Here is a 14,215-nt window from a genome sequence, read left to right on the forward strand (position 1 = left end):
AAAGCACAACGCCAACCCCGAAGGATTGGCGCAAGTGCTTGATTCTCATGGTGGGCCCAGCAGGACTCGAACCTGCAACCAAAGGATTATGAGTCCTCTGCTCTAACCATTGAGCTATGGGCCCGGAAAGGGGAGCGCCCGCCGCAGAGGCGGGCGCGGCGTGGGGGTCAGGCGTCGCTGTCGAGGAAGCTGCGCAGCCGTTCGGAACGGCTCGGGTGACGCAGCTTGCGCAGCGCCTTGGCTTCGATCTGGCGGATGCGTTCGCGGGTGACGTCGAACTGTTTGCCGACTTCCTCGAGGGTGTGGTCGGTGTTCATTTCGATGCCGAAGCGCATGCGCAGCACTTTCGCTTCGCGCGCGGTCAGCGAGTCGAGCACTTCGCCGGTGGCGTCGCGCAGGCTCGAGTACATCGCGGCGTCGGCCGGCGCGAGGGTGGCTTGATCTTCGATGAAGTCGCCCAGATGCGAATCGTCGTCGTCGCCGATTGGCGTTTCCATCGAGATCGGTTCCTTGGAGATCTTCATGATCTTGCGGATCTTCTCCTCAGGCATCTCCATCTTCTCGGCAAGCGTCGCCGGATCAGGCTCCTGGCCGGTTTCCTGCAGGATCTGGCGGCTGATGCGGTTCATCTTGTTGATCGTCTCGATCATGTGCACCGGGATGCGGATCGTGCGCGCCTGGTCCGCGATCGAGCGGGTGATAGCCTGGCGGATCCACCACGTCGCGTAGGTCGAGAATTTGTAGCCGCGGCGGTATTCGAACTTGTCCACGGCCTTCATCAGGCCGATGTTGCCTTCCTGGATCAGGTCGAGGAATTGCAGGCCGCGATTCGTGTACTTCTTGGCGATGGAGATCACCAGGCGCAGGTTGGCCTCGGTCATTTCACGCTTCGCGCGGCGCATCTTCGCTTCGCCGGTGGACATCTGGCGGTTGATGTCCTTGAGCTCCTTGAGCGGGATGCCGATGCGCGTTTGCAGGTCGATCAGTTTCTGCTGTTCCTCGAGCACGGCAGGGTGCACCCGCATCAGGCCTTCGGCGTAGTTCTTGCCGGCGCCGATTTCGTCCTTCAGCCAGTCAAGATCGATCTCGCGGCCGGGAAACACCTTGATGAAGTGTTGGCGCGGCATGCCGGCGCGGTCGACACACAATTGCAGGATGTGGCGCTCATGGCCGCGGACCTGTTCGACCATGTGGCGCACCGAGTCGCACAGGCGTTCGATCGCTTTCGCGGTGAAGCGGATGTTCAGCAGTTCGCCGGAAATCTGTTGCTGCAGATCGAGGTACGTGCGGTCCTGCGAGCCCGCCGCGGCCAGGGCGGCCATCTTCCGCTCGTGCAACTCGCGGATGATCGCGAAACGCACCAGCGCGTCATTCTTCAACTGCAGCAGCGTCGCAGCGTTCGCCGCGGCTTCTTTGTCTTCGTCGCTTTCGTCGTCGTCGTCGCCGACGTCTTCGCTCTCGACTTCGTCGTCCGCGGCGCTTTCGTCATCGGCTGCCTCGGCCGCAGGCGCCTCGAGCGCCTGGGCTGCGTTCGGATCGATGAGCCCGTCGATCAACTCGTCGATGCGCATCTCGTCGCGGGCGACCTTGTCGGTGATCTCGAGCATTTCGGCGATCGTCGTCGGGCAGGCGGAAATGGCCTGGACCATGTGACGCAGACCGTCCTCGATACGCTTCGCGATCTCGATTTCGCCTTCGCGGGTGAGCAGTTCGACCGTGCCCATTTCGCGCATGTACATGCGTACAGGGTCGGTCGTGCGACCGAACTCGGAGTCGACCGACGACAATGCCTGCTCGGCCTCTTCTTCGGCGACGTCTTCGTCGACACTGCTCGGCACCGCGTCCGACATCAGCAGGTCTTCGGCAGCCGGAGCCTCGTCGAAGACACGGATGCCCATGTTGTTGAAGGTCGCGATGATGCCTTCGATCTGTTCGGCATCGGCGACATCATCCGGGAGATGGTCGCTGATCTCGGCGTAGGTGAGATAGCCGCGCTCCTTGCCGAGCGTGATCAGGGTCTTGAGGCGGGTGCGGCGAACCTCGGCGTCGAGAGGTGCCACTTGGGGACCTTCAGCTACCAGCACCGCTTTGTCTTTGGCTCTGGAAGCTCGTCCCTTCGGGCTGTCCTTGCGCGAATCCTTGGTTTTTTCGCGGGCCATGGTACTCCTTGGTTCGGGCGAGAAATGAATTGGGTAACCTGCAATAATACTAAAAATCTTGGACTTTGCCGAGATTGACGAGGTTCATTTTTTCGATTAAGAGCGCTGCAAGCCGGTGCCGCTCGATCGACGACAGGCCGGATTCGCGCTCCCGGGCGGTCAGTCCGGCGATTTCACGGGCGATCGCGTCGGCGTGCAGTTTGCGCAGCGTGTCCTCGAAAAGTACCTCGACGACCGCATCGTCGAACTCCGCGTCGACAAGTTCGCCCGCGGTTTTCGCCAGCGTTTCCCCGTGCGGGGTTTCCCGGAAGCGTTCGACCAGTGCGCCGAGCCCGACGTTCGCTGCGAGATCGCCGGTGTTTGTCGCGTCGATGATTGCGACCAGCGCTTCGCCCTCCGCGTTCATTGTCGGGACGAGGTCGACCGGCAGTCGCGCGGCCAGGGCGGGGTGCTGGAGCACGAGCCGCAAGAGCGTGCCCACGGCCGAAGGCGGTTTGCGGCGTGAACGCATTCCCTGGCCTGATCGGGGGGGCGGGGCAGCGGCAGGGCGATGGGCCAGACCGGCGGCGGTGCGTTCGCCCGGCCATTCGCGGGCCTCTGCGGACAGCCCATATGCGCGCTCGATTTCGCTCTGGCTGAACTGGCTTGCCTCGGCGATCGACTTCACTATCTGCAGCCGCAGCATTGGCGCCGTGATCCGCGTGACGAGCGGTTTCGCTTCATGAACGAGGCGCGCGCGTCCTTCTGCGGTATCGAGCGCGCAGTCCGTCTGCAGTTCGCGCAGCAGGAAATTTGTCAGCGTCGTCGCGGCGCCAGCGGCCTGGCGGAACGCGTCGGCGCCGTGGGCGCGCACAAACGAGTCGGGGTCGTGTTGCTCGGGCAGGAACAGGAAGGCGAGGGTGACGTCGTCGCGCAGGGCTTCGAGCGAGGATTCGAGCGCACGTCGAGCGGCCTTGCGGCCCGCCGCGTCGCCGTCGAAGCAGAACACGACGCGTTGCGACTGGCGCAGCAACACGCTGATATGGTGCGTCGTCGTCGCGGTGCCAAGTGTCGCGACCGAATTGCCGATGCCATGCTGCGCGAGCGCGACGACATCCATGTAGCCTTCGACGACGATCGCATGGCCGGCGTCGCGGATCGACTTCTGCGCCTGGATCAGCCCGTAGAGTTCGCGACCTTTTTCGAACAGCGGCGTTTCCGGTGAGTTCAGGTACTTCGGTTCGCCGCTGTCGAGGACCCGTCCGCCGAACGCGATGATGCGCCCGCGCCGGTCCTGGATCGGGAACATGATCCGATTGCGGAAGCGGTCGTAGCGTCGTCCGGCTTCATTCTCGATCACGAGTCCGGCCTCGAGCAGCGCCTTGGCGTCGTAGTCCGGAAAGCTGCTGCGCAAGCCCTGCCAGTCGTCGGGGGCATAGCCGATGCCGAAGCGCGCGGCGATTTCACCGCTGACGCCGCGTCTTTTGAGGTAGTCGATCGCCGTGGGCGCCTGCCTGAGCCGGTCGCGGTAGTATTGCGCCGCCACCGTCATCGCCTCGATCAGCGCTGCGTGGGCGGGATTCGTATCGTTGCGCGAACTCGAGCCGGGTTCGTGCGGCACCTGCAAGCCTGCCTGGGCGGCCAATTCCTTGATTGCCTCGACGAACGGCAGCCCGCTGTATTCCATCAGGAACCCGACGGCACTGCCGTGGGCGCCGCAGCCGAAGCAATGATAGAACTGCTTGGTCGGGCTGACCGAAAACGACGGCGACTTCTCGCCGTGGAACGGGCAGCAGGCGAAGTAGTTGGCGCCGCCTTTTTTCAGCGGCAGGTGGCGCTCGATGACGTCGACGATGTCGACCCGGGCGAGCAGGTTCTGAATGAACGACTGCGGAATCATGGCCGGGCGCCTACCCGCCCGCTGGGGCGGCAGGCAGTCAGCTCGACAGCCTCGCGCGCACGCGGCGCGAGGCTTCGGTCATGTCGGCACGACCCGCCAGGCGTGGCTTCAGCAACGCCATGACGCGTCCCATGTCCGCAGGACTCGTGGCGCCGGATTCGCCGACGGCGGCGGTAATCGCCTCGTCGAGTTCGGCGTCGGACAGCGGCTCGGGAAGATAGGCTGACAGCACCTCGATCTCGAAGCGCTCGCCGGCGGCCAGTTCCGGCCGGTTTGCGGCTTCGTACTGGCTGGCTGCGTCGCGCCGTTGCTTGACCAGTTTTTCAACGGTGGCGGTGATCGCGGCATCGTCCAGTTCGACCCGCTCGTCGATCTCGCGCTGCTTGACTGCAGCGAGCAGCAGACGGACTGCGGACAGGCGTGCACTATCCTTCGCGCGCAGCGCCGCCTTCATGTCGTCCTGGATGCGTTCCTTGAGAGACATGATGTACTCCAGCTCGAAAATGCAAAAGCCACGCCGGGCACGAATCCGACGACTCGCGCCCGGCGTGGTGCCGGCCGGCTGAACCGGTGACGGATCAGTACAGCTTCGGCGGCAGGGTCTGGCTACGCAGGCGCTTGTGGTTGCGCTTGACCGCGGCGGCCGACTTGCGCTTGCGTTCCGCGGTAGGCTTTTCGTAGAACTCGCGGGCGCGAAGCTCAGTCAGCAAACCGGTTTTTTCGATGGTGCGCTTGAAGCGGCGAATGGCGACTTCAAACGGCTCGTTTTCCTTGACGCGAATACCCGGCATTGCGAACGTCCTTGTGTGTCTTGTAGGCGGAAAAACGCGGATTATAACGACTGGCAGGCGTCAAGCCAAGCCCTAAACTTTGGCGGAATAGAGTCAGCGCTTCGGCGTGGCCTCCGGTGCGTCCTGGCGCAGGCCTTCGAGGGCTTGGTGTTCGGTCCGGTAGTCGGCGTGCGGGCCGAGCCGCAGCCACAGGCCGGTTTTCTGCATCACGTCGATGACCTGTTTTTTCAAGCCGCAGAAAGCCAGGTTCTTGTTCGTCCCGCGCAGTCGCTCGATCAGCATCGAGAGCGTGTGCAGGCCGGTCGCATCGATCATGTTGATGCCGGCTGCGGAGATCAGCACGGTGTGCACGCCGGAGTGGGCGGCCGCTGCTGCGAGCGCGGCGCGCTCGAAGGCCGCCGCGGTGACGAACGTGAGCGGGCTGTCGAAGCGCAGGATGACGATGGCAGGGTCGGGATGCTCGAGTCCGAAGCGTGCGAGGTCGCGGTAGGTGCCGTCGGGATGCAGGCCCAGCAGGGCAGTGCGCGGGCGCATCTCGCGGTAGAGCATCAACGCCAGCGACAGCAGCAATCCCGCGACGACGCCGTTCTGGATGTTCGGCGCGAACACCAGCGTGCCGATGAAGGTGAGCGTCGAGGCGAGGCCGTCGTCGCGCCCGGCCTGCCACGCGCGGCCGAGCGCGCGGAAATCGATCAGGCCGGTGATGACATGCAGGATGATTGCGGCGAGCACCGGCTTCGGCAGATGCCACAGGAGCGGCGTGAGGTAAAGCAGCGTTACGAGCACGCACGCCGCGGCGATCAGCGACGAGAGGCTGCTCCTCGCGCCAGATACGTAGTTGAGCGCCGAGCGCGAGAAGGAGGCGCTGACCGGCAGCGCGCCGCTGATCGCTGCGGCGATTTTCGCCAGGCCCTGGCCGATCAGTTCCTGGTTCTGGTCCCAGTCCTGACCGCTTTTTCCGCAGATCAGCTTGGCGCTCGAAGTCGCTTCCATGAAACTCACCAGCGCGATGACGAAGGCGGCCGGGATCAGCGCGACCGCCGCATTCCAGTCGAACTCCGGAACGCCGAGGACGGGGAGGCCGGCCGGGATCGCTCCGACGACCGCGCCGCCGCGGGACCCGTAGCCGACTGCCGCCGAGGTCGCTGTCGCGCAGGCGACGACGATCAATACCGCCGGGAATCCTGGCGCGAAACGCTTGAGCAGGAGCAGTGCGAGCAGCGCCCCTGCTCCGAAGGCCGCCGACAGCGGATGCGCGGTGTCGAGGGCTTCCAGCGCCGTCCAGAAGTCGATCAGGAAATGCGTCGACTGCGGCATCACCACGCCGAGCAGCGCCGGCAACTGCGACAGCCCGATGATCAGGGCTGCGGCGTTGATGAAGCCGGTCAGCACCGGACGGGAGAGCAGATTCAGCAGCCACCCGGCGCGCAGCGCACCGAGGGCCAGCTGGATGAGCCCCGACAGCAGTGCGAGCAGGATCGCGAGTGTCAGGAAGGCCGGGGAAGCCGGGTCGGCGAACGGCAGCAGACTCGCACCGCTGAGAATCGACGTCAGCGCGACGGGACCGGTCGACAGCTGGGCGCAGGAGCCGAAGAGCGCAGCGACGATTGCCGGCAGCAGCGCGGCGTAAAGCCCGACATGAGGCGGCAGGGAGGCGAGCTGTGCATAGGCCAGCGACTGCGGGATCATCATCAGCGCAACCGCGACGCCGGCGATCAGGTCGCCCCGCAGCGAGGCTGCCGACCATTGCCGGCGCCATGCGAGGAAGGGGAGCAGGCGGTCGATCAGCGGCGGGGGCGAGGTCATTGAATCCGGAGCCTCGGGGCGGCGGGCGGGAAGCCGATGGTAGCAAATGGCAGATGGGTGCGTGGGCACAATCCGCGGGCGGCGCATCAGGGTAAATCCCGATGCTGACGTCGGGACGTTTGGAGGTTAGTATTCGAAAGTTGTCAGACAACTTTGCGAAGACATGAGCGATGAGCGCCACCCCGATACCCGAACGTCCTCCTCATCTCAGCGCCACGATCGCCCGGCAGCTCGAGCGCTGGATCAGCGAGCAGCGGCTCCCGAGGGGCGCGCAGTTACCGACGGAAAAGCTGCTGTGCGAGAAATTCGGCGTGAGCCGGGCCGTGATCCGGGAGGCGATCTCGCGGCTCAAGGCCGATGGATGCGTGACGACGCGCCAGGGCTCCGGCGCCTATGTCGCCGCACGTCCGGGGCAGGGCAGCTTCCGCCTGCTGCACGGACCGTCGCCGTCCGCAACGATTCCGACGGACGAAATCTCGGACGTTTTCGAGCTCCGTTGTCTCGTCGAAACCGGCGCGGCCGAGCGCGCCGCGCTGCGCCGCACGCCGGCGGACCTGGCGTGCATGCGTGAAGCGCTCGTGCGGATGGACGAGGCGATTGCGTCGGCATCCGACGCGGTGGGTGACGACGACGCGTTCCATGTCGCCATCGCGGCGGCGACGCAGAATCCGCATATCGAGCGCTTCCAGGCTTTCATGGGGCGGCAGTTCTCCGATTCCCGGGTGCCGACGTGGAGCGGCGAGGGCCACCGTAGCGGACGCGCGCGGCAGGCGCAGGCCGAACATGCAAGGATTTTCGAGGCGATCGCCTGTGGCGACGCGGACGCCGCGCGAGCGGCAGCGCAGGCCCACCTGGTATGCGCCGCGCGCCGCCTCGGGCTCGATCCGTTGCGCTGGGGTAATGAACAACTGGAGAGGGCACAATGAACTTCGACGCCGAAGCGCCGGCACCGGGTGAGCGGGACGTGGATTTCTCCGCGGTCGACAAGGTGCAGCTGGTCGAAGCGCTGGCGCGCGTGCTGCCCGCCGGGGCGCTGATGTATGACGCGGAGGATCTGCGGCCGTATGAGTGCGACGGTCTTTCCGCGTACCGGCAGCTGCCGCTCATCGTTGCGCTACCGACGAGCGAAGAACAGGTCGTCGCGATCCTGCGCACGTGCAGCGCGATGCGCGTGCCGGTGGTCGCGCGCGGCGCCGGAACCGGACTGTCGGGCGGCGCGCTGCCGCATGCGCACGGCGTCGTGCTGTCGCTCGCGCGCTTCAACCGGATCCTGCAGCTCGACCCGCATGCACGCACCGCCGTGGTCCAGCCGGGCGTGCGCAACCTCGCGATCTCGGAAGCGGCGGCGCCGCACGGTCTGTATTACGCGCCGGACCCGTCGTCGCAGATCGCCTGCACGATCGGCGGCAACGTCGCGGAGAACTCGGGTGGCGTGCATTGCCTGAAGTACGGCCTGACGGTGCATAACCTGCTGCGCGTGCGCGGCGTGACGATCGAAGGCGAGATCGTCGAGATTGGCAATCACGGACTGGACGCGCCCGGCTACGATCTGCTTGCGCTGGTTACCGGCTCGGAAGGGATGCTGGCCGTCGTTACCGAAGTGACCGTAAAGCTCACGCCCAAACCGCAGCTCGCGCAGTGCGTGCTGGCCGCGTTCGACGACGTCATCAAGGCGGGGGCCGCAGTGGCCGACATCGTTGCCGCAGGCATCATCCCCGCCGGACTCGAGATGATGGACCAGCCGGCCACCGCCGCGGTCGAGCAGTTCGTGCACGCCGGCTACCCGCTCGACGCCAAGGCGATCCTGCTGTGCGAATCGGACGGTACGCCCGAAGAGGTTGCCGAGGAGATCGCGCGCGTCCGCGCGGTCCTCGAAGCGGGGGGCGCGACCGAGATCCGCGTGTCGTGCGACGAGGCCGAGCGGATGCGCTTCTGGGCCGGGCGCAAGGCGGCGTTTCCCGCTGCCGGGCGCATCTCGCCCGATTACTACTGCATGGACGGCACGATCCCGAGGAAGCGCCTCGGCGAGATGCTCGAAGCGATCCAGGCGATGGAACGCAAGCACGGTCTGCGCTGCATCAACGTTTTCCACGCCGGCGACGGCAACCTGCATCCGCTGATCCTGTTCGATGCGAACCAGCCGGGCGAACTCGCGCGGGCGGAAGAATTCGGCGCCGAAATCCTCGAGTTGTCAGTTGCCCTCGGCGGCACGATCACCGGCGAACACGGCGTCGGCATCGAGAAGATCAATCAGATGTGCAGCCAGTTTTCACGGCCCGAGATCACGACGTTCTTCCGCGTGAAGGCGGCTTTCGATCCGGCCGGGCTGCTCAATCCCGGCAAGGCGATCCCGACGCTGAACCGCTGCGCCGAGTACGGCCGCGAGCGGGTCAGCAAGGGGCACGTGCCGTACCCGGATATCCCCCGGTTCTGATGGAGAAGGGGTGGATCCAGTTGCTGCTCGTCGGCGTGCCGGTGCTGTCGCTGGTCGGTTCGTGGCTGGCGCTGCGCGCGGTCGCGCAGCGGCGCACGCGGCAGTCCGGTGAGTTCGGGGCAGAGCGCAAGGCAATCACCAAGGCAGAGGGCGAATGAGCGACTTGATTGATCAGTGGCAGGAACGCGTGCGTGTAGCCGCGGCGGCCGGGACTGCGCTGCAGCTTCGTGGCGGCGGGACAAAGGCGTTTTACGGGCGCGCGCCGGCAGGCGAGCTGTTCGACGTGCGCGGTCATGCCGGCATCGTCAGCTACGAACCGACCGAATTGGTCGTTACGGTGCGTGCCGGCACGCCGCTCGCCGAACTCGAAGCGCTGCTCGACGACAGCCGGCAGATGCTGGCGTTCGAGCCGCCGCATTTCGGCGCTACGGCGACGATCGGCGGCTGTGTCGCAGCCGGGCTTTCCGGTCCGCGCCGCGCTGCCGCCGGGGCGTTGCGCGACTTTGTGCTTGGCGTGAAGATCCTCGACGGCCGCGGCGAAGTGCTCACGTTCGGCGGCCAGGTGATGAAGAACGTCGCCGGCTACGACGTCTCGCGGCTGATCGCGGGCAGCCTCGGAACGCTGGGCGTGATCCTCGATGTGTCGCTGAAGGTGCTGCCGCGGCCGGTCGCTGAGGCGACGTTGAGCCTCGCGATGAGCGAAGCCGAGGCGATCGCGCGGCTCAACGAGTGGGGCGGTCAGCCGCTGCCGCTGTCGGCTTCGGCGTGGAGCGACGGGGTGCTGAACGTGCGCCTGTCTGGCGCGGACGCCGCCGTGCGCGCGGCGCTCGCGCGGCTCGGTGGGGAAGTGGTCGCGAAGGAGGCGGCCGATGTGTTCTGGTGCGGGCTGCGCGAACAGACGGTGGATTTCTTCGAAAACGCCGCCCTCGACGAGCCGGGCACGTCCCTGTGGCGGCTGTCGGTGCCAAGCGCCGCCGCGCCGCTGAAGCTCGACGGACATCAGCTGATCGAGTGGGGCGGCGCGCTGCGCTGGCTGCGGTCGACGGCCCCCGCGGAAGCGATCCGCGAGCGGACTGCCGCGGTTGGGGGACATGCGACGCGGTTCCGCGGCGGACCGCGGGACGGGCAGGTCTTCCACCCGCTGCCGACCCCGCTGATGGCGATCCATCGCCGCCTCAAGCACGCCTTCGATCCCGCTGGCATCTTCAATTCCGGCCGCCTCTACGAGGGAATCTGAACATGCAGACCCAGCTTGCCGATTTCATCAAGGACACGCCCGAAGGCCGCGAGGCCGAAGCGATCCTGCGCAGCTGTGTGCATTGCGGTTTTTGCACCGCGACCTGTCCAACCTACCAGCTTCTGGGCGACGAGCTGGACGGGCCGCGCGGACGGATCTACCTGATCAAGCAGCTGCTCGAGGGGCACGACGTCACCGAAAAGACGCGCCTGCATCTGGACCGCTGCCTGACATGCCGCTCGTGCGAGACCACCTGCCCGTCCGGAGTGCATTACAGCCGCTTGGCCGACATCGGTCGTCAGCTCGTCGAAGAGCGCGTGCCGCGCACCGGCGTGGACCGGGTGAAACGCTGGGCGCTGCGCGAGTTCGTACCGCGCGCCGGGCTGTTCGGTGCCGCAATGAAGGCCGGCCGCGCGGTGCGCACGCTGCTGCCCGCGGCGCTGCAGGAGAAAGTCGCCGAACTCCGGCCCGCCGGCCCGTGGCCCGCGCCGCGTCACGCGCGGCGCATGATTGCGTTGGCCGGTTGCGCACAGCCGGCGATGGCGCCGTCGATCAACGCGGCCACCGCGCGCGTCCTCGACACGCTGGGCGTGTCGCTCGTGGAAATGCCGGGCGCAGGCTGTTGCGGCGCGGTGCGTTATCACCTCAACGACCAGGAAGGTGGGCGGGACGACGCGCGCCGCAACATCGACGCGTGGTGGCCGGCTGTCGAGCGCGGCGAGGTCGAGGCGATCGTCATGACCGCTTCGGGCTGCGGGGTGCAGGTCAGGGATTATGCCCATCTGCTCGCGCAAGACGCGGCCTATGCGGACAAGGCCGCGCGCATCGCATCGATGACCCGCGACGTTGCCGAGGTCCTCGCCGCCGAAAGCGACCGGTTGCGCGGGCTGCTGGAGCGTCGTCGCGGCGAACCGGAGCCGGTCGCGTTTCATTCGCCGTGCACACTGCAGCACGGGCAGCAGATTCGTGGCGTCGTCGAAAACCTGCTCGCCGCGGCGGGATATTCGCCGACACCTGTGCGCGATGCCCATTTGTGCTGCGGTTCGGCCGGCACCTATTCGCTGCTGCAACCAGAATTGTCGCACCGCTTGCGGGACAACAAGCTGGCCGCGCTCGGCGAAGGCAGCGCGCCGCTGATCGCCTCGGCCAACATCGGTTGCATCGGCCATCTTCAGGCCGGCACGACAACGCCGGTGCGGCACTGGATCGAGCTCATCGACAGCCGGCTGAACGGCACGGTGCTCTGAGCGCGACCCCGGCCGTCGCGTTCACCGTCCCGGATTGTCGGCGACCAGCATCTTCGCCTCGGCCTCGGCGACCTTCACGCCGTCCTGATTCGTGCACGCGCCGGACAGGCTGACGATGCCGCCCTGGTGTTTCGGCTTGTCGTCCAGCGCGTCGACTGTCCACACCATCGTCAGCGTGTCGCCTGCGACGACCGGCGTGATGAACCGCGACGTGTGCTCGACGTAGGCGATCGCAGTGCCGTGAAAAACCATGCCGAGATGGGCGGCCATGAACGACGTCGTCACGTAGCCGTGCGCGATCCGGCTGCCGTACCGGCTCTGCCCTGCGACGAGCTGGTTCACGTGCAGCGGATTGAAGTCCCCGAACAGGCCCGCGCTGAGCACGATGTGGGTTTCGGTCAGGGTCATCGAGGTTTCGAACGCGTCGCCGATACGCACCTCGTTGTAACCGCGTCCTGAATGCATGCCTATCTCCTTCGTAATATGAGTGGATATGTCGTGTGATGCATTTCACACGGCACGCGTAGCAGATCGGCATGAACGTACCGCAGCGCGGCGCCGCTGGCTATCATTGCCGGCGGTCAATTCCGGTCGTCACCATGCCACTCATTGTCGAAACCTGCATCGCACGGCATCTCGGGGACCGGGGCCAACAGCAGGATCGCGTCGCGGTGTTCGGGCACCCGTCGCGGCGCGGCACGATGATGGCCGTTCTTGCCGATGGCATGGGCGGACACGCCGGCGGCGAACTTGCGGCTGAACAGGTGGTGCTCCAGGCGAGGCGAAATTTCGAAGTCTACGTTCCCGACGCCGGCTGTCCCGGGCAACTGCTGGAGGAGATCGTCACCGACGCCCACCGGGGCATCCGGCGGGTTCGCGCCAGCACCGGGAAGGATCCGCACAGCACCGCCGTCGCGCTGATGCTGCGGGCCGGGCGGGCGAACTGGATTCACTGCGGTGATTCCCGCGTCTATCATTTTCGTGGAAGCGAGACAGTGTGCCGCAGCCAGGACCATTCGCTGGTCGCCGAACTGCAGCGCCGGGGCAGGCTGGACGAGGCCGCGGCGGCGTTTCACCCGCAGCGCGGCGTCCTGTTGTCGTGCCTCGGCGATCACCGGCCGCCGCAGATCGCGGTCGGTGAGGCTCCCGCACGGGCCGGCGACAATTTCCTGCTGTGTTCCGATGGCCTGTGGGGCCATTTTCACGACGACGAACTGGCCGCGGTGATCGCTGCAAACCCGGCGCGGGTCGCGGCCGAGACGCTTGTCCGAATTGCGCGCCGGCGAGCGGCCGGAAGCGGCGACAACATTTCGCTCGTCATCATGAAGGTGTGCAGCGGTGCGGCGCAGGCAGGCGGACGGCCCGAGGCTATGACCGCAGCCAGTTGCGTCGCCAGAAAATCGCCGCCATGCCCAGTGCCACCGATCCCATCATCCCCATTGCCACATAGAAGCCCCAGTCCTCGTCGAGCAGCGGCATGACCTGGAAGTTCATGCCGAAGATGCCGGTGATCAGCGTCGCCGGCAGGAACAGCGTCGTCAGCACGGTGAGAATCCGCACCTCGACGTTGAGACGGTTGCTGACCGACGACAAATAGATGTCCATCAGGTCGCCGAGCAGTTCGCGCACGGCGTCGAGCGTCTCGACGACGTGGACCAGATGGTCGTAGATATCGCGCAGGTACAGGCGGGTGTCGGCGCTGAAGAATCTGCTCTCGCCCCGGATCAGGCCGTTCAGCACCTCGCGCAGTGGCCAGATCGCCCGTCGCAGCAGGTGCGTGTCGTGCTTGACGAGGTTGATCGTTTTCAGCAGCGCCGGCGTCGGACTTGCGAGCGCATCGTCTTCGAGATCCTCGGCGGTGTCGCCGAGGCGATCGACGATGACGAAATACTGGTCGACGATCGCGTCGAGCAGCGTGTAGGCGAGATAGTCGGTGCCGTGCTGCAGGAACGGCGCCCCGGGGATGCGCATCCGCTCGCGGATCGGTTCGAAAGTGCCGCTGCGCCGTTCCTGGAACGTCAGCACGAAATTTTCGCCGAGAACGATGCTGACCTGATCCGAACTGAGCGTGCGCGTCGCGCCGTCATATTCGAACACCCTCGCCACGCAGTAGAGATACGTCCCGTAGTCTTCGATCTTCGGGCGCTGGTGGGTATTCAGGATGTCTTCGAGCACCAGCGGATGGAGCCGGAAACGGCGTCCGATCTCGCCGAGGATTTCGGCGTCCTGCAGACCATACACGTTAAGCCACAGCCGCTTGTGCTGCGGCAGATATTCGCGCGATTCGGCGATGCTCTCGAAGCGATGCTCCTCGATTCCGTCATCGTCGTAGGCGAGCAGCGAGATCAGCGGGCGGTCCGTCTTGACTGCGCCGACATGCACCAGCGTGCCCGGCGGCAGGCCCGCCTTGAGCGCCGTCAGCGACTTCGATTTGCGACGTTTCGTGTTCGCTCGTGTCGTACTCATCTGTCGCACTGCAAAAAAACGGTATTGCGTTGAAGTAGGGTATCAGTATTATCCCGTATGCGCTGCTCACGCATCGGCCTTGATGCAGAGCAAGAAATTCATAAAAGCAATAGGGTGACGGCGCATTCACCCGCGAATACTCGCGGATCATGGGGAGGGTGGGCGATGGATCCGATCGGGTGGCAGCGATTGCTGC

At 65.9% G+C, this 14,215-nt stretch carries 13 protein-coding genes and 1 tRNA gene; 6 read left to right on the forward strand and 8 right to left on the reverse strand.

What is annotated here, in order from left to right; all coding sequences use genetic code 11:
* Positions 1 to 48 precede the first annotated feature (48 nt).
* The 6 genes from pbN1_RS13985 to pbN1_RS14010 form a co-directional block, all read right to left on the reverse strand.
* Positions 49 to 124, reverse strand: a tRNA-Ile gene (locus tag pbN1_RS13985).
* A 43-nt stretch (positions 125 to 167) separates the two neighbouring features.
* Entirely contained in the window at positions 168 to 2,159 is a 1,992-nt protein-coding gene (gene rpoD / locus pbN1_RS13990) for an RNA polymerase sigma factor RpoD (RefSeq protein WP_169203333.1), read from the reverse strand.
* A 49-nt stretch (positions 2,160 to 2,208) separates the two neighbouring features.
* Positions 2,209 to 4,038 carry a DNA primase gene (dnaG, locus tag pbN1_RS13995; protein WP_169203332.1) on the reverse strand — a complete coding sequence of 610 codons (1,830 nt, stop codon included), beginning with the start codon at positions 4,036 to 4,038 and terminating at the stop codon, positions 2,209 to 2,211.
* A gap of 37 nt (positions 4,039 to 4,075) precedes the next feature.
* Positions 4,076 to 4,522: a GatB/YqeY domain-containing protein gene (locus pbN1_RS14000; RefSeq protein ID WP_169203331.1), complete on the reverse strand. Its 447-nt coding sequence runs from the start codon at positions 4,520 to 4,522 to the stop codon at positions 4,076 to 4,078.
* 94 nt (positions 4,523 to 4,616) lie between these two features.
* A complete protein-coding gene (gene rpsU / locus pbN1_RS14005; protein WP_011238288.1) occupies positions 4,617 to 4,829 on the reverse strand; it encodes a 30S ribosomal protein S21 in 213 nt (70 codons plus the stop codon).
* A gap of 93 nt (positions 4,830 to 4,922) precedes the next feature.
* Positions 4,923 to 6,635, reverse strand: coding sequence for a SulP family inorganic anion transporter (locus tag pbN1_RS14010; RefSeq protein ID WP_169203330.1), 1,713 nt, complete (start codon positions 6,633 to 6,635; stop codon positions 4,923 to 4,925).
* 170 nt (positions 6,636 to 6,805) lie between these two features.
* Here pbN1_RS14010 and pbN1_RS14015 point away from each other — a divergent pair, with 170 nt between their 5' ends.
* The 5 genes from pbN1_RS14015 to glcF are packed head-to-tail and all read left to right on the forward strand — an operon-like array spanning position 6,806 to position 11,553.
* Positions 6,806 to 7,561: a FadR/GntR family transcriptional regulator gene (locus pbN1_RS14015; protein WP_169203329.1), complete on the forward strand. Its 756-nt coding sequence runs from the start codon at positions 6,806 to 6,808 to the stop codon at positions 7,559 to 7,561.
* Positions 7,558 to 9,069 carry an FAD-linked oxidase C-terminal domain-containing protein gene (locus pbN1_RS14020; RefSeq protein ID WP_169203328.1) on the forward strand — a complete coding sequence of 504 codons (1,512 nt, stop codon included), beginning with the start codon at positions 7,558 to 7,560 and terminating at the stop codon, positions 9,067 to 9,069. The genes pbN1_RS14015 and pbN1_RS14020 overlap by 4 nt, the downstream gene beginning before the upstream one ends.
* Positions 9,069 to 9,227, forward strand: coding sequence for a hypothetical protein (locus pbN1_RS14025; protein WP_169203319.1), 159 nt, complete (start codon positions 9,069 to 9,071; stop codon positions 9,225 to 9,227). The genes pbN1_RS14020 and pbN1_RS14025 overlap by 1 nt, the downstream gene beginning before the upstream one ends.
* Positions 9,224 to 10,306 (forward strand): glycolate oxidase subunit GlcE, encoded by a 1,083-nt coding sequence (gene glcE / locus pbN1_RS14030; protein WP_169203327.1) that lies wholly within the window; start codon positions 9,224 to 9,226, stop codon positions 10,304 to 10,306. Before pbN1_RS14025 ends, glcE begins: the two co-directional genes overlap by 4 nt.
* A gap of 2 nt (positions 10,307 to 10,308) precedes the next feature.
* Positions 10,309 to 11,553: a glycolate oxidase subunit GlcF gene (gene glcF, locus pbN1_RS14035; protein WP_169203326.1), complete on the forward strand. Its 1,245-nt coding sequence runs from the start codon at positions 10,309 to 10,311 to the stop codon at positions 11,551 to 11,553.
* A 21-nt stretch (positions 11,554 to 11,574) separates the two neighbouring features.
* Here glcF and pbN1_RS14040 read toward each other — a convergent pair whose 3' ends face one another.
* Complete coding sequence (locus pbN1_RS14040; protein WP_169203325.1) at positions 11,575 to 12,018, reverse strand: MaoC family dehydratase; 444 nt, start codon at positions 12,016 to 12,018, stop codon at positions 11,575 to 11,577.
* Between the two features lie 71 nt (positions 12,019 to 12,089).
* On the opposite strand from pbN1_RS14040, the gene pbN1_RS14045 reads away from it, so the two are divergent.
* Positions 12,090 to 13,034: a PP2C family protein-serine/threonine phosphatase gene (locus pbN1_RS14045; RefSeq protein WP_342343970.1), complete on the forward strand. Its 945-nt coding sequence runs from the start codon at positions 12,090 to 12,092 to the stop codon at positions 13,032 to 13,034.
* On the opposite strand, the gene corA is transcribed toward pbN1_RS14045, so the two are convergent.
* On the reverse strand, positions 12,922 to 14,019 hold the full coding sequence (gene corA / locus pbN1_RS14050; protein WP_211161498.1) for a magnesium/cobalt transporter CorA: 1,098 nt from the start codon (positions 14,017 to 14,019) through the stop codon (positions 12,922 to 12,924). The genes pbN1_RS14045 and corA overlap by 113 nt on opposite strands.
* Positions 14,020 to 14,215 lie beyond the last annotated feature (196 nt).

Source organism: Aromatoleum bremense, from assembly GCF_017894365.1.
GTDB classification, from domain to species: domain Bacteria; phylum Pseudomonadota; class Gammaproteobacteria; order Burkholderiales; family Rhodocyclaceae; genus Aromatoleum; species Aromatoleum bremense.